Raw genomic sequence first — 25,393 nt, 5'->3', positions numbered from 1 at the left:
TGACGTAGCTAATAAAGTCTGCTTTCTTCAAGAAGTCTGATTTACGACCACAGTGACGACGATTAATCTGATAAACGCTCTGACCATGTTCAGCCTTATAGCGCTGCTGCTTGCCATGATAGAGAGAAACAGTACCACGTTTGACCTCTTGTGACCTCCAATAGATGTTTTTGTGGATATTAACATTCTATCAAACAGGTCCAGATGGACTTTTATTTTTATAAAGTGTTTAACTTGATTTTACAATCGGCGAAAATAATTAAAATAATAATTTTCAATATAAAAAGTGAGAAGATTGATAATAAGGTCTTCTCACTTTTTTGATTACTTGATGATTTTAATAATATCATTGAAAATTTGGTTAAGCAGTAGATGATTGCGTTTATAGATAGATTCTACTGATTCGTTGTCAGTATATTCTTTCTTTTCACCATAATTTCTAACTTTCATATTATTTGGACCATAATAGCTAGCAATTTTTTCACCAAATCCGCTTTCCAAAGTATTATCTTCTAAGGTTACAACTAATTCATGGTTGGCCATTAGACTAGTCAATGTCTCAGTATCAAGATGAGCTACGTATTTCGGATTAATTAAAGTTGCATTAATATCATGTTTCTTTAAAAGTTTACGAACTTTTTCGCCTAATTGATAGAAGTCTCTTACGCCAATAATTGCGACTTTTGATCCTAGTTTAACATCATAGTTGGTCTTCATTAATTGGACTTCCCTCAGGAAATAGATTAACTGGGCTCTTAATAGCTACAGGATGTTTTCTTTGTTTAACAGCCCAATTAAGCATTGATTTCATTTCATTAAGAGTAGTAGGTGCTAATATTCTCAATTAGGCCAATTAGCAATCATCATATTATCAAAAACTCCAACATGAGTTTTTGAAGTATTAGTAACCCCACCACCAATAACTACCATGACTACTGGTAAATCATTTGTAGCAACATCATGGGAAAGTTGATCATATGCTCGTTGTAAGAGAGTAGAGTTTTCAAACCAAATGGGGGTGATGCCTTCCTTGACAGCACCGGCTACAAAAGCTATAGATTCTTGTTCAGCAATACCAACGTCTTTGTAATGTTTGGGATAATTTTCTTTGATTTCGTTTAAACCAAACATATGAGGAATAGCAGCGTTAATTGCTAGGATATTTTTTTGATTTTGGATATGTTTTTTTAGAAAATCAACCATGATACTTGTAGAGTTTGGAGTTTTAGGAGCAAGAGCTAGAGGTTTGTCAGTCTTTAAGTTAAAAGGGTTTACCCAGTGGTGAGTAGCTTCATTTTAGATTGCTTCTAGAATATGATCTTTAGTAAATTCATATCGACCACCAAAAACTCTTGAACCTTCACTTTTATCAGGGTCAACAATTATTCCTACTTTAGATTGAATAAATAGATCATCGCGCTTTATTTTGCTTAATTTTAGGACTTGGCCAAAGATTTTTTCAGATTCGCCTTGGCCATAAATATCAGCCGAATCAATAAAATTAATGCCATTATCGAATGCTGCTTCTAAAGCTTCAGTAGCTTGCTGCGGAGTTTTAGCATTCATCCGCATAATACCCAATCCCATAGCTGAGATTTTTAAAGAAGTAATTCCTAAATTTGTTTAGTTCATAAAAAATAATCTTTCTAAATACTTATATTTGATTTCATAAAAAATCATACAAGCATTTAAAAAGGCTGTGAAGACGGCACAATTATGTGCCTAGGGAACTTTTAGGTAACCTAGTCGACAAACATTTTATGTAAATTGGCTAATTTTTATTCCTTCACTTGCTTTGTTTGTTCATTTATTGGGCAAGTAGGATGTTTAACATTATAGTTAGTCTGATTTACGTATCCCCAAGCACACATAATATCTAGTATTGGAAATAAAGTTTTACCATAATCAGTAATACTATATTTTACTTGAACCGGAACCGTAGAAATTACTGTACGTTTGATAATTTTATCAGCTTCTAATCCTCTTAGTTGTGCTGTTAAGGTTTTCTTTGGTGCGCTATCTAAATAACGGAGGATTTCACTATAGTGTTTTGTGCCATTTTCTTGTAAATAATGTAAGATCAAAGGCTTACATTTTCCGCCAATGACATCTAAAGTTACTTGAATTTTACTTAATACTGCTTTTTTGTCATATTTTTACCTTTAAATTCAAATCCTATTACGTGTTAATATTATGCAAATAATTTGGTAACCATTCACCTTGGAAAAACTACCATTTACCGATTTTTTATGACAAAAAAATTAGAATTATCTATACTAATAATCAAATGAAGGAGGGATCAGCTTGAAAGTAAAATTCAATATTGATGAAAATTTACCTGAAGAAAAAGCTGAGTTCTGGCTACATAAGATGACAGATAAAATCAGTCAGATTGCTAATGAGTTGACTAATAAGAAGGAGTTCATCTGGTGTTTTCATCGAGGGGATGCGTATCCAGTAAGATTTAGCGAAATCTATCTGGTACAAGTGGAAAATGAGAAAACTTACGTGTATACGGAGCAGGATACCTATTTGTATAAAGGTCGTTTATATCAAGTGCAAAAAGTTTTGCCATCAGATTTCGTGACAGTATCAAGAAGCGCGTTGCTTAATTATCATCAGTTAGATCATTTGCAAATTCTGAGTAATGGTAATATTGATGCTATTTTGAATAATGAGTTACATGTGCAAATCTCACGACGAAGGATTAAAGAACTGAAAGAGAGGCTAGGATTGTGAAACATACTCGATATATGCTGGATAGCGGTTTGATGGGAATTGGAATTGGCATGATCTGGTTTGCGGTGGACCTATTATCTTCTTCTAACTGGAGAAATTTGGAAGCGACAAAATTGTCAGCTATTAATTTCTTGTTTTGGTTAATAATATCCTTCTTTATCGGTGTCTTTTTTTATTTTGCAGGTTGGATTTTTAATAATGATTCTTGGTCTTTAAGGACACAAATTGTAGTCAATTTCTTTGTTTGTCTAGCAGCATGGTTACTTTTCAATTTAATTATCAACAATTTTAGCTATTCTTGGTCTTTGCTAATGACTACGGTTATCAGTTTTATCATTATGTACGCTATTGCTTATGGATCTTATTTCTTTCATTTATGGCATGAAGTTAATCAAATTAACAAAAAATTGAAGAAAAATGGTGAGTAAAAATGATGGCATTATTAACAGTAGACAAATTATCAAAAACTTATCAAGCCACAAGCAAGAAAGCAGTAAAAGATATTTCTTTTGCGGTAGATCATGGCGATATAGTTGCCTTTCTTGGACCGAATGGTGCAGGTAAGACGACAACTTTAAAAATGATTTTAAATTTAGTTAGTCCTGATCATGGAAAAGTATATTTTGAAGGGAAAGAGACGACCAATGACAATTTATTGCTTCTGAAAAATACAGGAGTTCTTTTGGAAGGCTCGCGGAATATGTTTTGGTCCTTGTCACCGATTGAGAATTTTATTTATTGGGGTGGCCAACGAGGTTTATCTAGAAAGGAAGCGGAGCATAATGGCCTTCAATTGCTAAAGAAGTTTGGTCTGTTGGATAAAAAAGATACGACGATTACCAGTTTAAGTCGCGGGATGCAACAAATAGTAGGGGTCTGTTGCGCAATGATTGCGCAGCCAAAATTACTGATATTAGATGAGCCGACCTTAGGGTTAGATCTTAAATCAGCTCAAATAGTAATTAATATTTTGAAAGAACTAAGTGCCGATGGCGTGGGAGTCTTGATTACTACTCATCAATTAGGTTTTGCTCAAAAAGTGGCTCAAAAAATTTTATTGATCAATCAGGGAGAGCTAGTCTTTTCAGATAATATGAAAGAAAGCCTGGTCAGATTGAATAAATGGACGATTTTGGAATTTACCTTGTCACAATCACTTACTGCTAAGGAAAAAGAAAAAATATCAACTTATTGTAATTTGACAAAAAAGCAGGCTGATCGTTATCAATTAGAAGTTAAATGCCAAAATGATTTACCAAAAGTGCTTCAGTTATTAGGAGAATTACCGATTAGTCAGGTCCAAACTAAAAAGAGAAATTTAGAAGATATATTTGAATACTACACAGGAGAAGAATAATGACGAGTTTAAAAGCTGAGTTCTGGCGACAAATGTGGCTGTATAAAAGATATTCATTTAGTTACTTTTCAGACTTTATTTTGCTAATCATGATGTTTATAGCTATCTTTCTTGGAGGTACCTTAGTAGGCGGCGGGGTAATTGGAACTTCACTGAATGCCTTGGTCATTGGCTATATTTTGTGGACTTTAATCCAGAACACAATTAGTCAAATGGGGATGACTATGACCAACCAAATGCAAAATGGTATTTTAGAGCAACAGTTTTTGATGCCAATTTCTGCTAGAAGATTATTTCTTAATAAAAGCATAGTTAATATCATTATTTCGGCGGTGCAGGCAGTGTTAGCATTAATAATCATTATGTTGCTAACTGATCATTGGATTAAATTTCCTATTGTTCTGGTTGTTCCTTTCTTGTTAGCTTTGGTGACTACTACTGGTTTAGGATACTTAGTTGTGAGTTTGATTTTGCATTTTAAGCGAATTGGCAGTACTTTAGCAATTTTTCAATATGTATATTTGGGAATTTTACTAATTAATTTTGAAAATTATTCTTTGGGAGTTAAGTGTTTATTTTGTCTTTTACCTATTTCTCCCATGGTTAGCTGGATGAGACTAGCTGTTAACCAACATCCCTACAGTCTAGGCTTTTACTTAGCTGCTTCTTTGTTTAACGCCGTGCTTTGGTTAATAATTGGACTGATCATGTTTGAAATTACTAATCGTAATGTGAGAAAAAACGGATCGTTAGCATTATACTAAGAGTTAAATTGATGAATAAGAGAAATAAATATGATTACAACAAAAATAATTGATTCACAGCACAAAGTAGATATTAATATTCTTAATGAGCCATTTAAATTATTCGGACAAATTTTGGTTTCTTATAATAACGGTAAATGGGATTATCAATTAAAAAAGTATTCATCAGAAAAAGTTACAGAAATGTGCTTTCCTGATGAAAATTATGACTATGATGCAATGAAAGAGAGTACATTCATTGGTGCATATGATGGTAAAAATTGTATTGGATTAGCAATTTTACAACCAGGATTTTTTAAATATATGTATTTATCTGATCTTAAAGTGAATAAAAACTATCGTGACCAGCATGTGGGCAAAAGTTAATAGCTAAGGCAAAGGAAATTGCCAAAGAAAATGACTATGCTGGACTTTACACACAAGGACAAGATAATAATCCAGGCGCATGCTTATTTTATTTGAAAACAGGTTTTTACATTGGTGGAATGGATACTAATGTTTATTGCCATACCAAGCAAGAAGGTAAGGCCGATATTATTTTCTATTGTGATGTTAAGTAGATATTACAAAAAAGCAGAAATATCATGTTGACGTAGGTAGGATAAACGGGTATAATTCTATTAGTTGAGAACAAGAAGAAGCACCCGCTTCTCGCCTAAGTTAAGTAAACCTCTAGGCTGATCGATAATTTCTGTTGATTAAAGGCGGGTATGATTCTTATAACCCGCCTTTTTCTTGTCCTCAAATTAACACGGAGGTGAACAGTTATACCAAGAAGTTTAATCTTAAACGACAGAATTCGCGCTCGCGAAGTTCGTTTAATTGATGAAGATGGTCAGCAAGTTGGTGTGATGAGTAAAAGTGATGCCTTACGTCGTGCAAGCGATGCAGGTCTTGACTTAGCTCTGATTTCTCCAAATGCTAAGCCACCTGTAGCACGTATCATGGATTACGGGAAGTACCGCTTTGAACAACAAAAGAAGCTTAAGGAAGCCCGTAAGAATTCCAAGACAGTCAGTGTCAAAGAAATTCGTTTGAGTCCAACTATTGAAGGTAACGACTTCGAAACTAAACTTAAGCACGTTCGTAAGTTCATTTCTAAAGAAGGAGCTAAGGTTCGCGTCTCAATTCGTTTTAGAGGTCGTGCCATCACTCACAAGGAATTAGGTCAACAAGTACTTGAAAAAATGGCCGAAGTAACCTCAGACATTGCTAATGTAATTAGTAAGCCTAAGATGGAAGGTCGTTCAATGTTCTTGATGCTTGCACCTAAGAGTGATAAGGACAAAAAGAAAAAGTAGTTAATTGGAGGAAATAGAAATATGCCAAAGATGAAAACACACCGCGCTTCTGCTAAGCGTTTTAAGAGAACTGCAAATGGTGGTTTAAAGCGTCACCACGCATTTACTGGTCACCGTTTCCACGGTAAGACAAAGAAGCAACGTCGTCACTTGAGAAAAGCTGCTATGGTTTCAAAGAGTGATATGAAGCGTATCAAGCAAATGGTTGCTCAAATGCACTAATACTTGTTCTTAATTAAGACAGACTATAGTAGGAGGAATTTTAAATGCCAAGAGTTAAAGGTGGAACAGTAACACGTCAACGTCGTAAGAAGATCATGAAGCTTGCCAAGGGTTACCGTGGCGCAAAGCACATGCAATTTAAGGCTGCAAGCACTCAATTATTCGTTTCATACAAGTACGCATTCCGCGACCGTAGAAGACGTAAGAGCGAATTCAGAAAGTTATGGATTGCTCGTATTAACGCAGCTGCAAGACAAAACGACATTTCATACTCTAAGTTAATGCACGGCTTGAAGTTAGCTGGTGTTGACATGAACCGTAAGATGTTAGCTGATATTGCCTACAACGATTCAAAGACTTTTGCACAATTAGCAGAAACTGCTAAGAAGGCTTTGAACTAATAACAAAAAAAATAAGCTGGGGAAATTTTCCTAGCTTATTTTTTTATCTATTTTTGAATTAATGCCCGTAATCTGATTTTTTCATCTGGCGTGGTAAAGGCTGCGTCAACCGCGTTGAGATAAAGAGTAGTTTCTTCCTCGGGAGTCAAAGCAGTTTTTTCTTCGAGTAACTGATATTCATGAGGCAGATTAGTGTTAGATACAGTCATGTCGTCTGAATTTAGCGTAACTTTCATCCCCATGTGCAATAATTTTTTTATTGGGTAAGAATCAATCTGATCAAAAGCTTTGGTGTTCATATTTGAAGTGGCGCAACATTCCAATATGATTTGGTGATCAATCAGATATTGGGTAAGTGCTGGATCTTCAGTGCAGCGAATGCCATGGCCGATCCGTTTCGCGCCAATTTTTAATGCTTGACGGATTGAATCAGGTCCTGCAGCCTCACCAGCATGGATGGTATAAGGAACGTGTAATTCTTGGGCACGATTGAAAAAATGCTGGTAGTTAATGTTAGGGATCGGGCCTTCCGCACCAGCTAGGTCAAGGCCAACAACGCCATGACCTAAAAATTCTTTCGCTAGCTCAACCGTTTCCATGTTTTCTTTTTCATTGTGGGCGAAGCGCATCAAACAGAGAATTAAACCAGCGTGTAATTCAGGCTGATCTTTGTCTGCTTTTTGTTTTTGATAAAACTTCGTAATACCGCTGACTGCTGCAGCGATTACTTGTCTTTGCGTTAAACCATTTTTAGTATGTAATTGCGGTGCAAAGCGGATCTCGGCGTAGACTAGACCTTGTTGTTTTAATTCGCAAAGAAGATCAAACACAATCATCTCCAGATCATGCTTTGTCTGCATTAACTGGTTAGGTAAGTCAAACTTTTCCAAAAATTGTTCCAAGCTAGCGCAAGAATTATCAACTGACAATTCTTGCCGCAATTTTTGATCAGTTAACTGTGGCATGTGATGTTCCTGCATTAACTTCTTAACAGTAGCAACTGGGACAGAACCGTCGAGGTGAAGGTGTAAATCGATGAATTTTCTCATGGTGATCCTTTCTATTGATTGATGATTTTGCTTAAATTGTTTAGTATTGTAACACTTTTTCATCAGAAAAAAACAAAAATTTCTAAAGCAAACCCATTTTTGATATGATATAAGGTGATAAAAAATGGAGGAAATTAACAGTTAAAAGATAGACAAGATACAAAGATCTGTTCAGAAATATAAAACATAGAAGCAGGTCAAAAACTAAAAATTTAATATTTTGTTCGCTTGTATTTATTTCACTCTTTGCTAAATTTATGTTTGTATTGGGGGTGAAACAAATGATCAAGGCTCAAGTAGTCGAATTAAAACCTAACAAGACCATGCAACAAGAGCTGGATAAGCTTTGTGATTATCGCAGATATTGCTGGAATCAAGCTTTAGCCACTTGGCAAGACATGTATGAAGCACGAACCTTAGATAAGGATAATAATCCCAGTCCAAATGAGCGCAGAATACGTGATGAGCTAGTCGATAATAAGGCAGACTGGCAGTTTGCTCTGTCTGCTAGATGCTTGCAATTAGCAGTCAAAGATTTGGCTAATGCTTGGAAGAATTTCTTTGATAAGGCACAGCCTGATTGGGGAAAACCACATTTCAAATCAAAGAAAGCCCAGCGACAAGGCTTTAAGACTGACCGGGCTAAAGTGGTTAATGGTAAGCTACGCTTAGACAAGCCCAGAGGCATTAAAACCTGGTTCGATATTCCAACATATGAAGCTTTAAAAATGAAGCAAATTAAAGTTGCTAGTGTCTTTAGAGAAAGAGGACATTATTATGCCGCTCTTTCTTATGAAGAAGAAACTTTGGTAAAGCCTAGAACAGGTAGAAAGACAGCTGTTGATGTTAATGTGGGACATTTCAACTACACTGGGGGCAAAATCAATGTTTTGCCATCAAGATTGCAAAAACTATACAAGCGCATTAAGCATTATCAGAGAATGCTGGCTAAGAAAAGACGGGCTAATGGCAAGTTAGCTGGCCAAAGCAATAATTACGTGCAAGTGAGAACCAAACTGCAACGTGATTATCGTAAAGTAGCCAACATTCAAAACGATCTTTTGCAAAAATTCACTACAAAATTGGTTAATAATTATGATCAAATAGTGATTGAAGACTTAGCCGTTAAACAAATGATGATGACGCACGTCGCTTCAAAAGGCATGCAGAGATCATTATTCAGTAAGTTTAGACAGATATTGACTTATAAATGTGAGTGGTATGGCAAAGAATTAATCTTGGCTGATAAAACATATCCATCAACCCAAAGATGTGCTAATTGTGGTTATGTTAAAAAAGGTGATGAAAAAATCACTTTGCAAGGCAACCAAAAACATCACACTAAGCACAATGAGTATATTTGTTATGAATGCGGTTATACTAATGATCGTGATGATAATGCAGTGTTAAATCTTTTAGCTTTAGCAAAATAATGAAAACGGGGCTGGCTAAGCCCTTAAGCTGCAAGAGTTAGTCAATGCGATTACTCCTAGATTGGAATATTGGAATACTAATGATGACAGCAGTAAATAAAGCGAAGAAAGGAAGGACTATATTTCTTTCTGATATGTAAAAAATATACATTCTTATACATATTTCTATGTTTTATATAGCAGTGTTGATATGCTTTTTAGACCAAAATATACAATTGATACGATTTACAATCTGGACCCCCAGAAGTTGAATGAAATGGACATTAAGGCGGTTTTTTCGGACCTAGATAATACATTGCTCGCCTGGAATAAATTTGAAACTGCCAAAGAAATGGATAATTTTAATCAAAAGTTAGCCAAGGCGGGAATCACTCTCGTGGTCATTTCTAACAATAATGCTCAAAGAGTGGGCAAGGTACTTGATCCTTACCATATCGAATTTGTCGCTAAGTCACGTAAGCCATTGCCATTTGCGATCACCAAGAAGCGCGAAGCAATGCATTTGCAAAAAGATCAGGTTATGATGGTTGGCGACCAACTAATCACTGACATGCAAGCAGGGAATTTGGCCGGCGTGAAGACTGTTCTAGTTAAGCCATTAGTTGAAACTGATAAGTGGAATACGAGAATCAATCGTTTCTTTGAAAAAATTATCTTTTTCTTCCTGGGTTTATCACATCGAGTAACATTTAAGAAGGAGCTATCAAATGGATGAGGATATTATTTGTATCGGCTGCGGTGCCAAGCTGCAATCCGATGATCCTGAAAAAGCAGGTTATCTGCCAAAAAGTGCACTAGATAAGGCAAAGCAAGAAGAAAATGCGGATGTTTATTGTCAACGTTGCTTCAGATTGCGGCACTACAATGAAATCATGCCAGTTGATTTAAACAATGATGATTTTTTGGCTTTGCTTAACTCTTTAGGACAAAAGAAAGCTTTAATTGTTAATGTAGTTGACTTATTTGATTTTTCAAATTCTTTGCTATCATCATTGAAGCGTTTTGTTGGAAATAATGATTTTATTTTAGTTGGTAATAAATTTGATCTATTTCCTAAAAACTCTAAGCAAAGTAAGATTAAGGATTGGATGAGACAAGAAGCTAACCGAATGGGGCTTTATCCTAAGGAAATCTTCTTGGTTTCAGCTAAAAAGAAGTTGAACTTGGAAGATTTGATCGCTTATATTAATAAGCAATCGCAAGACAAAGATGTCTATTTTGTAGGGACAACTAATGTTGGTAAGTCAACTTTAATCAATGCCATTATTGACATGATGGGTGATATTCAAGACCTGATCACCGCTTCACGCTTTCCTGGAACTACTTTAGACAAAATTGAAATTCCTCTAGAAAATGGTCACTTTTTGATTGATACGCCCGGGATCATGACCGAGAATCAATTGGCTACGCACTTAAATGCTAAGGATTTGGAGCTGGTCTCACCTAAGAAGCCTTTAAAGCCAGCTACTTACCAATTATTGCCTGGTAATACTTTATTCTTAGCTGGTTTGGGACGGATTGATTATCTCAAGGGCGAATCGACTAGCTTTACTGTTTACGTTGCTCGTGGAGTGTATATTCACCGTACTAAGACAGCTAATGCGGATGACTTTTATAAAAAGCATAAAGGTGAATTGTTATCCCCACCAGCTGCAGATGATGAAATGGCACCACTAAAGGGTCAAGAATTTAGAACGGAATATAAGAGTGACCTTTTATTTGGTGGAATTGGTTTTGTGACTGTACCCAAGGGATGCGTTGTTAAGACTTACACACCAGATGGGATTGGTTTAGGTATTCGTCGTGCATTGATTTAGAGGTTTGCATATGGTTAATCCAAAATGTATTGAAAAAATGCCAACTGCTAAAGTTGAAGCAGAATTGGAACAAGAACAAGGTAAAGGTCGTCAGATTGGGATTATGGGTGGTACCTTTAATCCGGTGCATATTGCGCACTTGGTAGCGGCAGAGCAAGCAATGACTAAGTTGAAGCTGGATGAGGTCTGGTTTATTCCGGATAATATTCCGCCGCATAAAAATGCGCCGCTGACTTCTGCTAAAGATCGGGCAACGATGCTTGATTTAGCTACGCGCGATAATCCTAAGTTTAGGGTAAAACTATTGGAATTGTTCCGAGGCGGCGTTTCTTATACTGTGGATACTATGCGTTATCTCAAGGAAAAAGCACCTCAGAATGACTATTATTTGATTATGGGCAGTGATCAGGTTAACAGTTTCCATACTTGGAAGGAAGCTCCGACCCTGGCTAAGCTAGTAACATTGGTCGGAATTCGTCGTCCAGGTTATCCACAAGATCCGCAATATCCCATGATTTGGGTTGACGCACCAGATATTCGCCTAAGTTCGACTGCTATTCGTCGCAGTGTCGCAACTGGCACTTCAATTCGTTACTTGGTACCAGAAGCCGTCAGAGAATATATTGAAGAAAAGGGGCTTTACCTTGACGAAACTAATTTTTAAAAATACTTATTCACCATTCTCTAGTGAACAAATTGTTGCTAAAGAAAAGGCAAACATGAAGAAAAAACGTTTTGAACATTGTGTTCGTGTTAGTGAAACTGCACGTAAGTTGGCTAAGTTAAATGGATATGATGAAGAAAAAGCAGCCTTAGCTGGCTTTGTTCATGATTATGCCAAGCAGGTACCGGTAGAAGAGTATCGTAAGGTAATTAAGGAACAGGATTTTGATCCAGATTTGCTTAATTGGAATCGGGCCATCTGGCATGGCATTGTGGGGACTTTCTTTATTGAACGTGATTTAAAAATTAGGGATCCTGAGATTTTAACTGCCGTACGTCGTCATACGACTGGTGATACTAAGATGACTACATTAGATAAAATTATCTTTGTAGCTGATTTTATTGAACCCGGACGAGATTTTCCAGGAGTTGAAGAAGCGCGCAAAGTTGCTTATGCTAGTCTTGATGAAGGGGTAGGCTATGAATTGCAGCACACCTTAGAGTTTTTAATTGAAAATAAAAATAAAGTATATCCTCGTACTTTAGAAGCATACAATGTATGGGGAATTAAGTAATAAAAAGGAGAAAAATATTGACTAGTCAAGAAATTTTAGATTTTACTACCCAAGCAATTAGTGACCGTCATGGTGAAGATACTGAAGCTTACGATATGCGTGGAATCAGTATTTTAGCTGATTACTATGTCATTACCAGTGCAGGCTCTAATCGTCAATTACATGCGATCGTTAACTCAATTGTTGATGCGGCTCACGAAAACAACTACACTGACTACCGTATTGAAGGTACCAGAGATTCTAACTGGCTTTTGCTCGATTTAGGTGATGTTGTAGTCAACGTCTTTACTAAGGAAGCACGTGAATTTTATAACTTGGAAAAGCTATGGGCTAACGGTAAGCAAGTTGAATTGAAGGAAGATTAAGCAATGAGTGTTGTTGGGATTATTGCGGAATTTAATCCTTTCCATAGTGGACATGAGTTCTTGCTAAATCAAGCACGCTTGGTTGCTGGTAATGATCCAATTGTGGTGCTCATGTCTGGTAACTACGTGCAACGTGGTGAGATGGCGATTATGAGCAAGTGGGAGCGGGCTAAGGTGGCTTTACAATCTGGTGCCGATTTGGTATTTGAAACACCATTTTCAACGGTAGTGGAACCAGCTGATCTTTTTGCTCTCGGAAACATTGAACAACTTGCTAAATTAGGCGTAACTGATTTAGTCTTTGGTGTAGAAGATGCTAACCTGAATTTTGCTTATTTGGGCAAAAGAATTGCGGAAATTCCCCAGAATCACATGGATTTTAGAGATTATAGCCAAACTTATTCAACACAATACAACCAAATGGTAGCGCATGAAGTAGGCTATGAAGTTAATCAGCCAAATGCTATTTTGGGGTTAGCGTATTCAGTAGCTAATCATAATTTAGGTTCACCATTAAACCTGCATCCGGTCAACCGAATTGGAGCAGGACATGATGACCTTTTACAAAGAGAAAAAGTTGTCCAAAGTGCTAGTGCGATTCGAAATTTATTATTGCATGGTGAAGATACAAAAAATTTAAAGTATTGGATGCCTAAAGCAGAAGCAATGGTGTTAGCTGAGCAGAAAATTTATCCTAATTGGAATTTGCTATACTCATTTTTGAAGTATCGAATTGAATCATCTTCAGTTGAAGAATTGCGTCATATTTATCAAATGAGCGAAGGGCTTGAATATAAGATGAAACAAGAGATTCATTTAGCCCGCGATTTTACAGAATTTTTGCGGCATATCAAGTCCAAGCGTTATACTTATTCCCGTTTGCGCCGTTTGAGCTTATATACTTTGCTTAATGTCACTCAGGATGATATATTGGCTAGCTTTAATCATGAGTCTTTGATGCTCTTAGGCTTTAGTAAGGTAGGTCGCAAATATTTAAAGCAACAGCGCAAGGAATTTCAGACAGAAATCGTCTCTAAAGTTGATAAAAGAAGTGCTAAGAACGGCTCTTTAGCTTTACAAGTTAGGGTAGACCGTTTATTTGAACAAATAATGGGCGTTGATCAAAACTTTGGTCGACGGCCAATCGAGGTGTAAAAATGTTAGAACTTAGTTTTTCTAGGATTCAAAATTCTAAGGAACCATTAACTCACATTGAACGTGATTTGGAAATGCGTCCAGAATTTTTTAAGCGTAGTAAAGATCTACTAATTGATGCGAAAAATGTAAAAGTGAGCGGTGACTTATTCTATCAAGAACCATTTGTGACTGGCAGTTTTCATGTGACCGCTGATCTGGTTGTGCCATCAAGCAGAAGCCTTAAGCCGGTAGACTATCATGAAGATTTTACTTTTACTGAAAACTACCTTGATCGTAAGCCAACCAAGGAAGAATTGGAAGAAAACGATACTATTGTACAAGTTGAGAATGACCAAATTGACTTGCAAACAGCGGTAGAAGATAATATTTTACTCCATATCCCAACTACTATTTTGACTCCTGAAGAAAAAGAAAAGAATATTTTCCCAGAGGGTCAAGGTTGGGAAGTTGTTTCTGAAGCCTCTTTTGAAGAAGGCAAGAAGAACCAAGTTAACCCAGCTTTTGCTAAATTGAAGGTCTTGCTTGATGGGCAAGATAATGATAAGGACAATAAAAATAAATAATAAATGTAATTGAAAAATATGGTGGACAATCAAAGAAAATTTTTACTTTGATTGTTTTTTAATCTTGTGTTAGAAGCAATTTTAAAGTATCCTTTAATTATAAAAACATTTTTTAATTAATTTATTAGTATTAGAAAACCAAATTGATCTACGAGGAAATGAATTAACATGGCAAAAATTCTAATTATTGAAGATGAAAAGAACTTATCTCGCTTTGTCGAGCTTGAATTGCAACATGAAAATTACGAGACTGTTGTTGAGAATAATGGTCGTAAGGGATTAGAAGATGCATTGAGTCAAGACTTTGATGCTATCTTGCTTGACTTGATGTTACCTGATTTAAATGGGTTGGAAATTGCACGTCGTGTTCGTCAAGTTAAGACTACGCCAATTATCATGATGACTGCACGTGATTCAGTGATCGACCGTGTTTCTGGTTTGGATCATGGCGCTGACGATTATATTGTTAAGCCTTTTGCAATTGAAGAACTTTTAGCTCGTCTTCGCGCAGTGTTACGTCGCGTTAAAATCGAAAAGGACGCATCAAAGGTTACTGTTGCTAAGCAAAAGATTGTAAAATTTAAGGATTTGACAATTGAAACTGCTAACCGAATTGTGCACCGTGGTGATGGCAAGGCAATCGATTTAACTAAACGCGAATACAACTTATTAATGACCTTGATTGAAAATAAGAACAACGTAGTTAGTCGTGATCAATTATTGAACAAGATCTGGGGTCCAGAATCTAATATCGAAACTAACGTAGTTGAAGTTTATGTACGTTATTTACGCAATAAGATTGACGCTCCAGGTCAACCATCTTACATTAAGACGGTTCGTGGTACCGGTTATATGGTAAGAGATGAAGATGATGATCAAGAATAAAGACGAGGAAAAAGAGGCCAAGCACTCATCGCTAATTGTGCGATGGGTTAGTATCGTTGCATTAACGATTACGGTCTCTTTTGTCATATTTTCAGTTGTTGCCTATCAAATTGTTAGTCATCAATCGATGGAACAGCAACAAGAGACATCTAATAATGTAGTTACCACGATGGACCGGACATTAAGTTCTATTCAAGATGAGCTAGAGATCTCAAATGTAATTCCTGCTCTGTCACCGTCTACCAGGCGTATTTTGAGGGGCGGTCCTGCTATTAGCAAAAAAGATACAGAGAATAAAGCATTTAGTGATAGCCTGATTTCATCGATTTCGAATCCAGATATTAATGTAGCAGTTTACAACAAACATGATGAAATTGTTTTTACTAATGGTAATTCTGCACCTAAGCTAAAAGAATTTGCCGGCAACCAACTTGAAGAAGTAGTAAACCGAAAAAAAGGCAAAATGCTTTTAACCTACCAGAAAATCTATTCTGAGGTAAATGGCAAATTAACTGGCTATGTAGTGGTTTCTAATAGTATGACTTATTACAATAGCTTGATGAGTAATTTGCTTCATTGGATGGTAATTATTTCACTGATTGCAATAATTATCTTCATTGCAATTTCTTATATTTTGGTTGTTAATGTAGTTCGGCCAATTAAGACGATGTCTAAGGTGGCTAAGGAAGTTAATGCTGATCCTAATAGTGAGGCTAGAATTAAGGAACTACATCGAGATGATGAGTTAGAAGAATTAGCTACTTCGATTAATCAAATGCTAGACCGGATGCAAGGTTACATTGAGCAACAAAAGCAATTTGTTGGTGATGTCTCGCATGAATTAAGGACACCAGTGGCAGTAATTGAAGGGCATTTGAACCTGCTTGAAAGATGGGGCAAGGATGATCCGCAGATTTTGGATGAATCAATTAAGGCTTCGTTGCAAGAAGCTGATCGGATGAAACATTTAATTCAGGAAATGCTTGATTTAACTCGAGCCGAGCAAATCGATGTTCAATATCCGTATGAAGTAAGTGATGTTAATGAAATCATCCGCAGAGTGGTCGCTGATATGGCAATGGTTCATCCTGACTTCAAGATTCAGCTGGATGAGGATGATTTACCTGATGATACAGAGATTCAAATGTATCACGGTCATTTGGAACAGTTGCTAGTAATTTTGATCGATAATGGAATTAAATATTCGACTGATCGCAAGCAGATTAATGTTTCAGCTGGTGTAACTAAGAAGAATGTTAATATTATTGTGCAAGACTTTGGTGAGGGGATTTCTGAAGAAGATCAAAAGAAAATCTTCAATCGCTTCTATCGTGTGGATAAGGCTAGAACCCGTGAAAAAGGTGGCAATGGTTTAGGTCTATCGATTGCACAAAAATTAGTTGCTAGTTATAACGGAACAATTAGTGTTGAATCTGTTGAGGGTCAGGGCAGCCAGTTTAAATTGAAGTTCCCTCGGTTGACTAAGAAAAAAGCCGCTAAGTTAAGAAAATTAAATGAGAAGAAACAAATGCCTAAGAGTAATCTTGAGGCATAAACAAAATCCTATTAAATCAAGGTTTGGGTACCAAGATTTAATAGGACTTTTTTTCTCTAGAGGCTTAGGTATTAGAAAATAAGAAATAAAATGCTTCGAAAATAATTATAATTTTTATTAATTTAAGCGATATAATTAGCTAAAAATATTTAAACTTAAGGGATGTGACATAATGAAAGAACGCATTTTTTCAAGGAAATTCTGGCAGAAAGTTTTTAACTATCAATTGATTATCTGGTTTCTCTTGATGATTAGTTATACTTTTTCTCAGCGGAACAATCATTTTTATTTTATAGGGGATTTGTTCAATCTAGCTTTTAGTACGGCGATCATGGGATTGAACTTTTACGTGCAATTTAAAAAGGATTCCAGCAAGACTAATACTCAAATTGTTCGCTGGCTGACCATAGTAATTTTTCCTTTCAATTTTTGCTAAATTTGGCATATCACTGGGAATTTTTTGCTAAAAAACCTGCCGGCTATCGAGATTCTATTAGTATTACTGCTATGGGCGGTTTATATTTTCTTGCTAGTTCCAATTGCAGTTGTACATATAGATTCCCAAAGTATCGCATCCCTGTTGCAATCTATGGTTCAGCAATTTTGTTCGGCCTTAGTCATTTAAGTAATTTTGGCTGGCATGGAGAAAGTTTTACTGCAACAATTGCACAAGTTATTGGCGTAATGGGGAGCGCCTTTATCTGGGCAGAATTGTATCTCTATACAGGAAAACTATGGTTGCCGATGATCTATCACTTTTTAATGGATTATATTTCTGATTTGCAATCTGGTTGGAATTCTGCTGGCTGGTCTTGGAATGGCGAAATCACTGATTATATTTATACTGTATTAATTGTTGGCGTTCCATTGCTATTCTCAATTTGGATGCTTTTCGGTAAAAGAAGGCAAGTAATGGAAGATAATGCAGATTTGATTTTGAATCTAAACGGTAGGCAAAGCATGATTTAGCAGTGACTTATATTAAAGGGACTATAATGTATATGCAAGGGTAAAATAATTAAGAGAGGTCATAAATTATGAAACTTAAGAGAATTGTATTAAGTATTGTGGCTGGAACTGCGCTTTTTGTTCCTGCAGCTTTAGCGGGTCAAAATCAATTAACACCGGTAGTTCGGGCAAGTACTCTGAAGAATAAGATTACAACTGTTAAGAGCTATACCAATCCAACTTTGTATAATAAGAATGGTAAAGAGCTAGGTAGTCAAGATCGGATAAATTTTAAGAAACCGATCAATTTTTATGGTCAACCAATTGTTATTCAGGGACCCAGGGTCAGTGCTTTTATTAATCTTAATGGGATGCCACAAGCTATTGTTAATGGTGAAACCTATGCAGATTTAGGTGATGGTGGTTATGTCAACATGAAATCGGTTGGTAGCTATAACTGGAATAATAATGAGATCGGAATTATTAAAAACACCTATATTTACAATAGCAAGGGTAATCGTTTATCAACTTATCGCGGTGGCAAGGCTTATTTAACTAAAGGTAGCAAGATTAAATATGCTGGTAAAAGTTGGACTACTTATCCTGATTCATATTTTAATTTAGGTGATGGGACGTATTTAAAGTCTAATAACGTTAATACCATGAATGGCAAAGGCGTTTTGAAGCTGAATGCTAACACTGCTATTTATAATAAGAATGGTAAGCGTATTAGCTTTAATGGACAACAGGTTTTTCCTAAATACTCAATTATAAATTATGCTGGTAAGCGTCGCACTAAGACACAAACTGACGATTACTATTACACAAACTTAAGTGGTAGTAAATCATATGCAATTAAGAATTATAAGATTAAAGGTCAAGACTATTATTACATTGGCAGAGGTGCTTATATCAAGGCAATGAATGTTGGTCGCATCAATGGCAATCCGGTATTTCGTGATGGCGGTGCAACTACGATTGTTCCGCAGACAGATTTGTACATCTATAATTCTAAATTAAAGAAAACCAAACAATCTGTTAAGAAAGGACAAAAGATTAGAGCTTTAGATCCAGTTGTTCTTGGTAGTGGTGATATTGCCCAACTATTTTACAGAATTAAGGGAACATCTAACTATGTTTCCTGGGGTGATTATAGTGAGTATGGTTTTGAAGATGATGAGCACGTGGGCTACTTCAACTTTCGTGTTAGATTAAATCCTGTTAAAACTATTGAAAATGCCGCTACACGGGCCGCTGAAGAATCAGATTAATTGGGAGTGAAGACGTTATCCATTTGGATAGCGTTTTTATTAGATTATAGGAAGAGGATAAAAGTTCTTGGTGTTGATGTTTATACATTGCTGAATAGATTAGTAGTAATACTACGATTTACGATTGTTGGAGAGTTCGATGGAATAGGAGACAGCTCAATGATTAATGATTTACTTTCTGAAATTAGAATCGATTTTTGGCGTGACATAGGGTTAATTATTAATGATGAAAAGCTTTTTGATCGGGTAACTGCTAATTATGGCTATCATGAAATTATGTATCAAAATATTGATCATTTTTTCATAGAAACTAATGACGATGATTTCATTAAACCTAAGCGAAAAACAACGTTTGAAGAAATTTATGATTTCTATTGCCTAGATCAACATATAAAAAATGTGATGATGATCAGTCTGCAATTGTTTGAACAAAGCTTCAAGGTAGCCCTTGCAGAAACAGCTCTTATTGAGAATGGTAAAAATTTCACCAGAAATCTTAATCCACGAACAATTCATCAAAGGCAGTTTCTAAATGAAAAATATCAATTAAAAGATGGGCGAGTAATTCACCGCGGTGATGTGAAAGCGCGCATGCGGCATATTAAGCAAAACTATCTTGAGCCATATGAGGGATATACTGAGGCTCATGGTGAAGCAGGGATCGGACTGATTATTAAAGAAATGTCATTTGGTGTTGCAACGAATTATTTCTTTTTAATGCCCATCAAAGCCAAAAAGATTGTTTTAACACGTGTGTTTAAAGAAAAGATAACTCTCCGTCAATTTGAAGAATGGCTAAATGAAATTAGATATTTTCAAAGACGAGCTGCCCATAACTTCTCGCTGTTGATTATCAAGGAAAAACGGCAATTTTTGTATAAATTAGTACTGAATAATTTGCACCAGCTGGCAAATCAAGAACCATGTGAATTAGCTGAGGAAAGAATCAACAAGATTGTTCAAGATTATTTGACGAAGTATCCAATTGAAAAAGATTTTTTGAATAAAGTTTTTATGGAGAAAAAGGATTAAGTTGAAGTTTTTTATAATGATCTTTCTTCAAACAAATGACCATAGGAACTTAAAATTCTAGCTAAATCGATCCAAGTAAGACTAATTGTTTTGGTATTATCATTGGGATGCACACCAACTAAATTGTTTTCTTCCATTGCTGCTTGATCGACAATCAGGGGAATTTTATTACTTTGATCATTAAGCAGGCTAAATGGGGAAACAGCCCCTGTTTTAACTTGCAGTTTTTCTTCTAGTTCAGCTTCAGTAGCGAAGGTTAAACTAGAGGAGAGTAATTCAGCTTTAGCTTTTTGCCAATCGATTTTTTTATCTTCGGGTAACATTAGTAGATAATAATTTTTGGCGTTACGGGTTTTAATAAAAAGAGTTTTACATTTAGCAAAATCTTCATCTTCTAAGTATTTATCTACCTCTTTAGTTGTAAAAACTGCTGGATGAGAGAATACTTGATAGTTAATATCATGATCATCTAAAAGTTGTAATATTTCTTGAGTATGCATATTTTCCTCCTAATAAAAAAGTCAGGATTTTACTCCTGACTGATAACTATTTACGCTTTTGCTTACCTTTGTTGCGGTTACGTAGGTTTTGGTGTAATTCTTTCTTAGCTTCAGTTGTAGCCTTGCTTTGACCGCTATTGGAGTTAAACAAAGCATCCACTTTTTCTTTAGTAACAACAGTTTCAATTGGCTTGTCTTTTAGTTCATCAGCAATATGCTTCTTAACACTAGGTGTAAGGACAAAGGTAACGATTACTTGTTGGATAATCATTACTAAGTTACCAGCAGCCCAGTAAAGAGCTAAGGCACCAGAGAAGGATAAACTGAAGAACAAAGTCATAATTGGGTTAACAATCATCATTGATTGCATGGTCTTCTTTTGTTCTTCTGGAATACCAATTAGTGAGATATAACCTTGAATAACGGTAAAGACAGTCGCAATAATGGCTAAAACAACAGATTTGGAACTTAGAGAAATACCAAAGAATTTGGATTGTGCCAATTGAGGTGAATAGAATACCGCTTGATAAATTCCCCACATAATTGGTAACTGAATAATTAATGGCAAGCAGCCCATTCCACCAGTTAATGAAACTTGGTTTTTAGAGTAAAGCTCTCTTTGCCAAGTTGATAAAGTCATTTGTTGGTCAGGGGTGATCCCCTTGTGTCTCATTGCATTTTGAATCAACTTCATTTGCGGTTGCAGACGAGCCATTTTTTCCTGTTGACGTACACTCTTGTTTTGCTGTACTAACATCAATGGCATCAAGATTACACGTACAACTACCGTAATAATCACGATTCCCCAACCAGCACCATTATCGCCGCCAATCATGTGCGCGGTTTGAATCATGATATTTTGTAAAGGTCGGCCTAACCATTGGTAAACCCAACCGTAAATACCGCTGTGCGGTGCAACGTGTGGATCAGTTGTTGCCCCACAGGCACTTAATACAAGAGTAGCTACTGCTAATAAAGCCAGTACTCCAGCGTATCTTTTAATTTTTTTCATTTAAATAAATCACCACTTAATTTCTATCTAAAAATGTATGTCTCTAATATAATACATGAAAATCATGCATTTTTTCTACACCTGGAACCGATTCTTGACTAATATTTTGAATTTGGGCAAATCCAGATGCAGTAGGTAGTTTTTCAATAAAGCGGTCGATTTTATCACTGTCTGCTTGTAAATAGATTGTAACGGTACCATCTGCATTATTTTTAACAGTGCCAGGAATACCCATCTTGTTAGCTAATGCCATGGTTGACCAACGAAAGCCAACGCCTTGAACTAAGCCTGAACAAATTAATTTTCTTGTTTCCATTTTTATCTCCCTTATTTAAATTAAGTTCAATTTTGATTTTAGCATGATCAAAACAGATTATCAGTTATAATAGGTCTTGAATGTAAAAAGGAGAAAATTATGCAACAGATTAGTTCAGTTAATAATGCAACAATTAAGAAATTAGCCAAATTAAAGCAAAAAAAATATCGTGATGATGAAGGTTTATATTTAATTGAAGGTTTTCACTTGTTTGAAGAAGCTTTAAAGGCTGGTAAAAAATATCAATATATTTTAGGAACCAAAGAAGCACTCGATCAAGCTGATAGCAATTATGAAGTTGACCTAAGTGGTAAAAATGTTTTGTTAATTAACAAAGCGATTGCTCGCCACTTAAGTTCGACTAAGAATTCTCAAGAAATTTTTATGGTATTAAAAATTGATCAACCAAAAGAATTTCCGTTTAACTATGGTAAATGGGTTTTGCTGGATAATTTAGCTGATCCAGGTAATGTCGGGACAATCATTAGAACTGCGGATGCAGCTGGCTTTGATGGAGTAATCCTTTCACCAGAGAGTGCTGACTTATACAATCCTAAGACGCAACGAGCAATGCAGGGCAGCCAATTCCACATCGATTTAATTAAACGTGATTTGGCTGACGTAATCACTGATTTTCAAGCTGCTGCTATTCCAGTTTATGCTTCAATGCTTGACCGCTCAGCTAAGCAATTACCTGATTTTGAAAAAGTGCCACAACTTGCCTTAATTATTGGGAACGAGGCGCATGGCATAAGCGAAACAATTGCTTCTTTAGCTGATGAAAAGCTTTATATTCCAATTAAAGGACAAGCTGAATCGCTTAATGCCGCTGTTGCAGCAGGGATCATGATCTATCACTTTGCTTAGCACTTGTAATTAGTAAGTAGATCTACTATAATAATTTTAGTAATACTAAAAAGTATTTTATATAATAGTATTTTTACTGGAATTATATAATACGGAGGGACTTACCTATGCAAGAAGTTAAAGAGAAAAAGGACGCAGCTCCTTGTAAACCAGAAGATTATGAATTATGTGGTCATTTTGTTAGTGCGTTTAAGATTATTGGCAAAAAATGGAATGGCTTAATCATCAGTTCTTTGTGTGATACACAAGATATGCGCTTTAAGGACTTGGCACGAACTGTCGAGGCTTGCAGCGACCGTGTCTTAGTTGAACGTTTGAAGGAACTTGAAAAGGACGATATTGTTAAAAGAAGCGTCGATCAAAGTACCGGTATTATTTCATATGGTTTGACTGAAAAAGGTGCGGAACTTAAGCCTGTTTTTGATCAAGTACATAATTGGGCAGATAAATGGGCTTAAGCTATTGACATTAAGTAAGCATAGAAGTATATTACTTATTGTAAGTTGCTTATTTAAAATAAGATTAGGTGAAAGGAGTACGAAAATGAAATCTTTAAGTATGATGAATGTTAATACTGACTGTTGTTCTTGTGTATCTAACATTATTTTTAATACTCAAGAACTCAGTTTTCGTATTTCCGAATAGCTTTAATCCAGAGATCAAAAAGATTTACGTTAGCTGAAAAGACGTAGATCTTTTTTATATTGTTTAAAGAGACCTATGGGAGTAGGTCTTTTTTTGTATGATTGGGGGATTTTTAATGAATTGGACAGTTATCCAGCAAGCTCTACCAATATTTGCGCGCGGCTTTGAACTGACCTTATGGCTTTCATTGATTGGCATTGTTGGCTCAATTATCGTGGGCATTATTGTCAGCTTAGTACAATATTTTAAACTACCAGTACTAAGTCAAATTTCAACGGCATATGTTGAATTAGCTAGAAATACACCGCTTTTAATTCAACTTTTCTTTTTATATTATGCCTTTCCAGTAATTGGCTTAAAAATGTCCGCTGAGGTCTGCGGCATCATTGGCTTAATCTTTTTAGGTGGAGCATATATGGCTGAAGGCTTTACCGGTGGTTTTAATGGCGTAAGCCCTAGTCAGATTAATAGCGGTAAAGCATTAGGAATGAACAACTTACAATTAGCTCGCTATGTGGTTTTTCCACAAGGATTTAGCCTAAGCATGCCGGCTTTAACCGCCAATATTATTTTCTTAATTAAGGAAACCTCGATTTTTTCAGTAATTGCAATTCCGGAGTTAACTAATACAGCCCTTGACTTGATTGGGATGTATTACCATTCAAATGAATATTTATTGATGCTGGTAATTGCTTATGCGATTATTTTGATTCCAATTATTTTATTATTAACTTGGCTTGAGAGGAGAGTACGGTATGCTTCATTCGGGGATTAATGTTTTGTTTGAAGGAAGTAACTTTGCCCGTTTGATGGCAGGGCTATGGACCTCGATTTGGATTGCAGCTTTGTCACTAGTAATTGGCTTGGCTGTAGGAACAATTTTTGGTATTTTGAGAACTTTTAAAAATCGTCCATTGCGTTTTGTTTTGCGGTTGTACTTAGAATTCTTCAGAATTGTGCCAACCGTAGTTTTACTGTATTTGGTTTATTATATTTTGCCAAGAAGCTTGCACGTCAATTGGCCAGCTACTTGGATGGCGGTATTAGCTTTCTCAATGTGGGTAGCTGCTGAGTTTAGCGATATTGTTCGTGGTGCATTGGAATCAGTACCCAAAACGCAGCGTGAATCCGGCTTAGCGTTGGGTCTAAATCGCCTGCAACTGTTCCGTTATGTCTTGTTGCCTCAAGCAGTTAAGTTAGAACTACCAGCAACAATCAACTTGGCTACTAGAGTAATTAAGACCACTTCTTTATTAATGATTATCAATATCATGGAAGTAATCAATGTCGGTCAACAAATCATTGAAGCAAATAATCAACAATATCCAGCTGGTGTGTTCTGGGTATATGGCTTTATCTTTATCTTGTATTTTATTTTGGATTATCCCTTGTCTGCATGGGCAAAACGATTAACTGCTAAGAATTAGGTGAATGAAATGACAGAAGAAGTTTTAAGAGTAGAACATTTAAATAAATTTTATGGCAAGTATCAAACTTTGTTTGATATCAACTTTAGCTTAAATAAAGGCGAGGTATTGACCTTATTGGGACCTTCTGGTTCAGGAAAAAGTACTTTGCTGAGAACGGTGAATGGGCTTGAAGAATATGAGGGTGGCGCAATTTATTTTCACGGTAAAAAAATAAATCCTAGTCTGAAGGAATGGCAATTGTTGCGCCAAAAGATTGGGATGGTCTTTCAAAGTTATGACTTATTTCCCAACTTATCCGTGATGGAAAATATTTTATTGGCACCGGTAAAAGTTCAAAAACGTGATGAAGCTGAAGTTAAACAAGAAGCAGTTAAGTTATTAGAGTTTCAACAAGTTTAAAAATATATATGTAATTGTATTTCTTAAGTGTTATAAAGTGTGCTATAATCTAGCTACAAGGTGGTGAGATCTTTTTATGTCTAGAATTATGTATTTAAAAGAAGCTGCTGCCTATCTTGGCAAAGC

General features: G+C 35.9%; 33 protein-coding genes, 2 pseudogenes and 1 other annotated feature. Of the genes and pseudogenes, 26 read left to right on the top strand and 9 right to left on the bottom strand.

Translation table 11 applies throughout. The annotated features are described in order from the left end of the window. From CP352_RS11415 to CP352_RS09815, 5 genes and pseudogenes are all read right to left on the bottom strand, one after another. A pseudogene (locus CP352_RS11415) lies at window positions 1-154 on the bottom strand (IS30 family transposase); the annotation flags it as partial. Window positions 155-324: 170 nt separating this feature from the next. Next, window positions 325-717, bottom strand: a complete 393-nt coding sequence (locus tag CP352_RS11410) for a transketolase C-terminal domain-containing protein (RefSeq protein ID WP_081079822.1) — start codon at window positions 715-717, stop codon at window positions 325-327. A gap of 123 nt (window positions 718-840) precedes the next feature. After that, on the bottom strand, window positions 841-1,203 hold the full coding sequence (locus CP352_RS11405; protein ID WP_089146905.1) for a hypothetical protein: 363 nt from the start codon (window positions 1,201-1,203) through the stop codon (window positions 841-843). Window positions 1,204-1,296: 93 nt separating this feature from the next. Then, on the bottom strand, window positions 1,297-1,587 hold the full coding sequence (locus CP352_RS11400) for an aldo/keto reductase (protein WP_089146906.1): 291 nt from the start codon (window positions 1,585-1,587) through the stop codon (window positions 1,297-1,299). A gap of 191 nt (window positions 1,588-1,778) precedes the next feature. Next, the gene (locus tag CP352_RS09815; protein ID WP_255405214.1) at window positions 1,779-2,105 is read right to left on the bottom strand and encodes a helix-turn-helix domain-containing protein; all 327 of its coding nucleotides are present in this window, start codon (window positions 2,103-2,105) and stop codon (window positions 1,779-1,781) included. A gap of 199 nt (window positions 2,106-2,304) precedes the next feature. On the opposite strand from CP352_RS09815, the gene CP352_RS09810 reads away from it, so the two are divergent. From CP352_RS09810 to rplT, 8 genes are all read left to right on the top strand, one after another. After that, window positions 2,305-2,739, top strand: coding sequence for a LytTR family DNA-binding domain-containing protein (locus tag CP352_RS09810; protein WP_035443461.1), 435 nt, complete (start codon window positions 2,305-2,307; stop codon window positions 2,737-2,739). After that, entirely contained in the window at window positions 2,736-3,167 is a 432-nt protein-coding gene (locus tag CP352_RS09805) for a DUF3021 domain-containing protein (protein ID WP_035443458.1), read from the top strand. Before CP352_RS09810 ends, CP352_RS09805 begins: the two co-directional genes overlap by 4 nt. 5 nt (window positions 3,168-3,172) lie before the next feature. After that, on the top strand, window positions 3,173-4,096 hold the full coding sequence (locus tag CP352_RS09800; RefSeq protein WP_089146912.1) for an ABC transporter ATP-binding protein: 924 nt from the start codon (window positions 3,173-3,175) through the stop codon (window positions 4,094-4,096). Next, a complete protein-coding gene (locus CP352_RS09795; protein ID WP_005728254.1) occupies window positions 4,096-4,860 on the top strand; it encodes an ABC transporter permease in 765 nt (254 codons plus the stop codon). The genes CP352_RS09800 and CP352_RS09795 overlap by 1 nt, the downstream gene beginning before the upstream one ends. A gap of 30 nt (window positions 4,861-4,890) precedes the next feature. Then, window positions 4,891-5,226, top strand: a complete 336-nt coding sequence (locus tag CP352_RS11570; protein ID WP_288646926.1) for a GNAT family N-acetyltransferase — start codon at window positions 4,891-4,893, stop codon at window positions 5,224-5,226. A 260-nt stretch (window positions 5,227-5,486) separates the two neighbouring features. After that, window positions 5,487-5,602: a sequence feature (ribosomal protein L20 leader region), on the top strand. Between the two features lie 25 nt (window positions 5,603-5,627). Then, the gene (gene infC / locus CP352_RS09785) at window positions 5,628-6,161 is read left to right on the top strand and encodes a translation initiation factor IF-3 (RefSeq protein WP_080543278.1); all 534 of its coding nucleotides are present in this window, start codon (window positions 5,628-5,630) and stop codon (window positions 6,159-6,161) included. A 21-nt stretch (window positions 6,162-6,182) separates the two neighbouring features. Continuing rightward, entirely contained in the window at window positions 6,183-6,383 is a 201-nt protein-coding gene (rpmI, locus tag CP352_RS09780) for a 50S ribosomal protein L35 (RefSeq protein WP_005719899.1), read from the top strand. Window positions 6,384-6,427: 44 nt separating this feature from the next. Then, entirely contained in the window at window positions 6,428-6,784 is a 357-nt protein-coding gene (rplT, locus tag CP352_RS09775; RefSeq protein WP_005719897.1) for a 50S ribosomal protein L20, read from the top strand. 47 nt (window positions 6,785-6,831) lie between these two features. Here rplT and add read toward each other — a convergent pair whose 3' ends face one another. Continuing rightward, the gene (add, locus tag CP352_RS09770) at window positions 6,832-7,833 is read right to left on the bottom strand and encodes an adenosine deaminase (protein ID WP_061204913.1); all 1,002 of its coding nucleotides are present in this window, start codon (window positions 7,831-7,833) and stop codon (window positions 6,832-6,834) included. A gap of 281 nt (window positions 7,834-8,114) precedes the next feature. Here add and CP352_RS09765 point away from each other — a divergent pair, with 281 nt between their 5' ends. The 13 genes from CP352_RS09765 to CP352_RS09705 all read left to right on the top strand — a co-directional run bounded on the left by CP352_RS09765 (window position 8,115) and on the right by CP352_RS09705 (window position 20,098). Continuing rightward, on the top strand, window positions 8,115-9,266 hold the full coding sequence (locus tag CP352_RS09765; RefSeq protein ID WP_089151238.1) for an RNA-guided endonuclease TnpB family protein: 1,152 nt from the start codon (window positions 8,115-8,117) through the stop codon (window positions 9,264-9,266). A gap of 190 nt (window positions 9,267-9,456) precedes the next feature. Continuing rightward, on the top strand, window positions 9,457-9,981 hold the full coding sequence (locus tag CP352_RS09760; protein WP_005719892.1) for a YqeG family HAD IIIA-type phosphatase: 525 nt from the start codon (window positions 9,457-9,459) through the stop codon (window positions 9,979-9,981). Continuing rightward, window positions 9,974-11,083, top strand: coding sequence for a ribosome biogenesis GTPase YqeH (gene yqeH, locus CP352_RS09755; RefSeq protein ID WP_089147309.1), 1,110 nt, complete (start codon window positions 9,974-9,976; stop codon window positions 11,081-11,083). Before CP352_RS09760 ends, yqeH begins: the two co-directional genes overlap by 8 nt. 10 nt (window positions 11,084-11,093) lie before the next feature. Beyond that, window positions 11,094-11,747 (top strand): nicotinate-nucleotide adenylyltransferase, encoded by a 654-nt coding sequence (locus CP352_RS09750; protein WP_013086668.1) that lies wholly within the window; start codon window positions 11,094-11,096, stop codon window positions 11,745-11,747. After that, on the top strand, window positions 11,728-12,321 hold the full coding sequence (gene yqeK, locus CP352_RS09745; RefSeq protein ID WP_005723420.1) for a bis(5'-nucleosyl)-tetraphosphatase (symmetrical) YqeK: 594 nt from the start codon (window positions 11,728-11,730) through the stop codon (window positions 12,319-12,321). Before CP352_RS09750 ends, yqeK begins: the two co-directional genes overlap by 20 nt. 17 nt (window positions 12,322-12,338) lie before the next feature. Further along, entirely contained in the window at window positions 12,339-12,686 is a 348-nt protein-coding gene (gene rsfS / locus CP352_RS09740; RefSeq protein ID WP_005719884.1) for a ribosome silencing factor, read from the top strand. A gap of 3 nt (window positions 12,687-12,689) precedes the next feature. Beyond that, entirely contained in the window at window positions 12,690-13,841 is a 1,152-nt protein-coding gene (locus tag CP352_RS09735; RefSeq protein WP_061204909.1) for a nucleotidyltransferase, read from the top strand. A 2-nt stretch (window positions 13,842-13,843) separates the two neighbouring features. Then, complete coding sequence (locus CP352_RS09730) at window positions 13,844-14,407, top strand: DUF177 domain-containing protein (protein ID WP_023488249.1); 564 nt, start codon at window positions 13,844-13,846, stop codon at window positions 14,405-14,407. A 168-nt stretch (window positions 14,408-14,575) separates the two neighbouring features. Continuing rightward, the gene (locus CP352_RS09725) at window positions 14,576-15,292 is read left to right on the top strand and encodes a response regulator transcription factor (RefSeq protein ID WP_005719878.1); all 717 of its coding nucleotides are present in this window, start codon (window positions 14,576-14,578) and stop codon (window positions 15,290-15,292) included. Beyond that, window positions 15,270-16,847 (top strand): HAMP domain-containing histidine kinase, encoded by a 1,578-nt coding sequence (locus CP352_RS09720; protein ID WP_005719876.1) that lies wholly within the window; start codon window positions 15,270-15,272, stop codon window positions 16,845-16,847. The genes CP352_RS09725 and CP352_RS09720 overlap by 23 nt, the downstream gene beginning before the upstream one ends. A gap of 438 nt (window positions 16,848-17,285) precedes the next feature. After that, window positions 17,286-17,816, top strand: a complete 531-nt coding sequence (locus CP352_RS09715; RefSeq protein ID WP_223875948.1) for a CPBP family intramembrane glutamic endopeptidase — start codon at window positions 17,286-17,288, stop codon at window positions 17,814-17,816. A gap of 68 nt (window positions 17,817-17,884) precedes the next feature. Next, on the top strand, window positions 17,885-19,066 hold the full coding sequence (locus tag CP352_RS09710) for an SLAP domain-containing protein (protein WP_089147306.1): 1,182 nt from the start codon (window positions 17,885-17,887) through the stop codon (window positions 19,064-19,066). Between the two features lie 159 nt (window positions 19,067-19,225). Then, window positions 19,226-20,098 (top strand): Abi family protein, encoded by an 873-nt coding sequence (locus tag CP352_RS09705; protein WP_005729000.1) that lies wholly within the window; start codon window positions 19,226-19,228, stop codon window positions 20,096-20,098. Between the two features lie 11 nt (window positions 20,099-20,109). Here CP352_RS09705 and CP352_RS09700 read toward each other — a convergent pair whose 3' ends face one another. The 3 genes from CP352_RS09700 to CP352_RS09690 are packed head-to-tail and all read right to left on the bottom strand — an operon-like array spanning window position 20,110 to window position 21,926. Beyond that, window positions 20,110-20,598, bottom strand: a complete 489-nt coding sequence (locus CP352_RS09700) for a YbaK/EbsC family protein (protein WP_065989624.1) — start codon at window positions 20,596-20,598, stop codon at window positions 20,110-20,112. Between the two features lie 46 nt (window positions 20,599-20,644). Continuing rightward, window positions 20,645-21,610 carry a membrane protein insertase YidC gene (gene yidC / locus CP352_RS09695; RefSeq protein WP_013086659.1) on the bottom strand — a complete coding sequence of 322 codons (966 nt, stop codon included), beginning with the start codon at window positions 21,608-21,610 and terminating at the stop codon, window positions 20,645-20,647. Between the two features lie 43 nt (window positions 21,611-21,653). After that, window positions 21,654-21,926, bottom strand: a complete 273-nt coding sequence (locus tag CP352_RS09690; protein ID WP_005723409.1) for an acylphosphatase — start codon at window positions 21,924-21,926, stop codon at window positions 21,654-21,656. 99 nt (window positions 21,927-22,025) lie between these two features. Between CP352_RS09690 and CP352_RS09685 the strand changes: the two genes are divergently transcribed. The 5 genes and pseudogenes from CP352_RS09685 to CP352_RS09665 form a co-directional block, all read left to right on the top strand. Next, entirely contained in the window at window positions 22,026-22,793 is a 768-nt protein-coding gene (locus CP352_RS09685; RefSeq protein ID WP_089143223.1) for an RNA methyltransferase, read from the top strand. A gap of 107 nt (window positions 22,794-22,900) precedes the next feature. Further along, on the top strand, window positions 22,901-23,251 hold the full coding sequence (locus CP352_RS09680) for a helix-turn-helix domain-containing protein (protein WP_005719866.1): 351 nt from the start codon (window positions 22,901-22,903) through the stop codon (window positions 23,249-23,251). A gap of 302 nt (window positions 23,252-23,553) precedes the next feature. Next, window positions 23,554-24,213, top strand: coding sequence for an amino acid ABC transporter permease (locus CP352_RS09675; RefSeq protein ID WP_089143222.1), 660 nt, complete (start codon window positions 23,554-23,556; stop codon window positions 24,211-24,213). Beyond that, on the top strand, window positions 24,194-24,865 hold the full coding sequence (locus CP352_RS09670; RefSeq protein WP_013086654.1) for an amino acid ABC transporter permease: 672 nt from the start codon (window positions 24,194-24,196) through the stop codon (window positions 24,863-24,865). Before CP352_RS09675 ends, CP352_RS09670 begins: the two co-directional genes overlap by 20 nt. A 9-nt stretch (window positions 24,866-24,874) precedes the next feature. Beyond that, window positions 24,875-25,252, top strand: a pseudogene (locus CP352_RS09665) (ATP-binding cassette domain-containing protein); the annotation flags it as partial. Between the last annotated feature and the right edge of the window lie 141 nt (window positions 25,253-25,393).

This window comes from Lactobacillus sp. UMNPBX1, from assembly GCF_002554085.1.
Classification (GTDB): Bacteria; Bacillota; Bacilli; order Lactobacillales; family Lactobacillaceae; genus Lactobacillus; species Lactobacillus crispatus.
The sequence above is the reverse complement of the archived record's forward strand: the minus strand, read 5'-3'. Positions and strand labels throughout refer to the sequence as shown.

Bases quoted from the DNA above. Each gene is read 5' to 3' on its own strand.
- CP352_RS11410 (WP_081079822.1), bottom strand. From the start codon at position 717: ATGAAGACCAACTATGATGTTAAACTAGGATCAAAAGTCGCAATTATT.
- CP352_RS11405 (WP_089146905.1), bottom strand. From the start codon at position 1,203: ATGGTTGATTTTCTAAAAAAACATATCCAAAATCAAAAAAATATCCTA.
- CP352_RS11400 (WP_089146906.1), bottom strand. From the start codon at position 1,587: ATGGGATTGGGTATTATGCGGATGAATGCTAAAACTCCGCAGCAAGCT.
- CP352_RS09800 (WP_089146912.1), top strand. From the start codon at position 3,173: ATGGCATTATTAACAGTAGACAAATTATCAAAAACTTATCAAGCCACA.
- CP352_RS09795 (WP_005728254.1), top strand. From the start codon at position 4,096: ATGACGAGTTTAAAAGCTGAGTTCTGGCGACAAATGTGGCTGTATAAA.
- CP352_RS11570 (WP_288646926.1), top strand. From the start codon at position 4,891: ATGATTACAACAAAAATAATTGATTCACAGCACAAAGTAGATATTAAT.
- rpmI (WP_005719899.1), top strand. From the start codon at position 6,183: ATGCCAAAGATGAAAACACACCGCGCTTCTGCTAAGCGTTTTAAGAGA.
- rplT (WP_005719897.1), top strand. From the start codon at position 6,428: ATGCCAAGAGTTAAAGGTGGAACAGTAACACGTCAACGTCGTAAGAAG.
- add (WP_061204913.1), bottom strand. From the start codon at position 7,833: ATGAGAAAATTCATCGATTTACACCTTCACCTCGACGGTTCTGTCCCA.
- CP352_RS09765 (WP_089151238.1), top strand. From the start codon at position 8,115: ATGATCAAGGCTCAAGTAGTCGAATTAAAACCTAACAAGACCATGCAA.
- CP352_RS09760 (WP_005719892.1), top strand. From the start codon at position 9,457: ATGCTTTTTAGACCAAAATATACAATTGATACGATTTACAATCTGGAC.
- yqeH (WP_089147309.1), top strand. From the start codon at position 9,974: ATGGATGAGGATATTATTTGTATCGGCTGCGGTGCCAAGCTGCAATCC.
- CP352_RS09750 (WP_013086668.1), top strand. From the start codon at position 11,094: ATGGTTAATCCAAAATGTATTGAAAAAATGCCAACTGCTAAAGTTGAA.
- CP352_RS09735 (WP_061204909.1), top strand. From the start codon at position 12,690: ATGAGTGTTGTTGGGATTATTGCGGAATTTAATCCTTTCCATAGTGGA.
- CP352_RS09730 (WP_023488249.1), top strand. From the start codon at position 13,844: ATGTTAGAACTTAGTTTTTCTAGGATTCAAAATTCTAAGGAACCATTA.
- CP352_RS09725 (WP_005719878.1), top strand. From the start codon at position 14,576: ATGGCAAAAATTCTAATTATTGAAGATGAAAAGAACTTATCTCGCTTT.
- CP352_RS09720 (WP_005719876.1), top strand. From the start codon at position 15,270: ATGAAGATGATGATCAAGAATAAAGACGAGGAAAAAGAGGCCAAGCAC.
- CP352_RS09710 (WP_089147306.1), top strand. From the start codon at position 17,885: ATGAAACTTAAGAGAATTGTATTAAGTATTGTGGCTGGAACTGCGCTT.
- CP352_RS09705 (WP_005729000.1), top strand. From the start codon at position 19,226: ATGATTAATGATTTACTTTCTGAAATTAGAATCGATTTTTGGCGTGAC.
- CP352_RS09700 (WP_065989624.1), bottom strand. From the start codon at position 20,598: ATGCATACTCAAGAAATATTACAACTTTTAGATGATCATGATATTAAC.
- yidC (WP_013086659.1), bottom strand. From the start codon at position 21,610: ATGAAAAAAATTAAAAGATACGCTGGAGTACTGGCTTTATTAGCAGTA.
- CP352_RS09690 (WP_005723409.1), bottom strand. From the start codon at position 21,926: ATGGAAACAAGAAAATTAATTTGTTCAGGCTTAGTTCAAGGCGTTGGC.
- CP352_RS09685 (WP_089143223.1), top strand. From the start codon at position 22,026: ATGCAACAGATTAGTTCAGTTAATAATGCAACAATTAAGAAATTAGCC.
- CP352_RS09680 (WP_005719866.1), top strand. From the start codon at position 22,901: ATGCAAGAAGTTAAAGAGAAAAAGGACGCAGCTCCTTGTAAACCAGAA.
- CP352_RS09675 (WP_089143222.1), top strand. From the start codon at position 23,554: ATGAATTGGACAGTTATCCAGCAAGCTCTACCAATATTTGCGCGCGGC.
- CP352_RS09670 (WP_013086654.1), top strand. From the start codon at position 24,194: ATGCTTCATTCGGGGATTAATGTTTTGTTTGAAGGAAGTAACTTTGCC.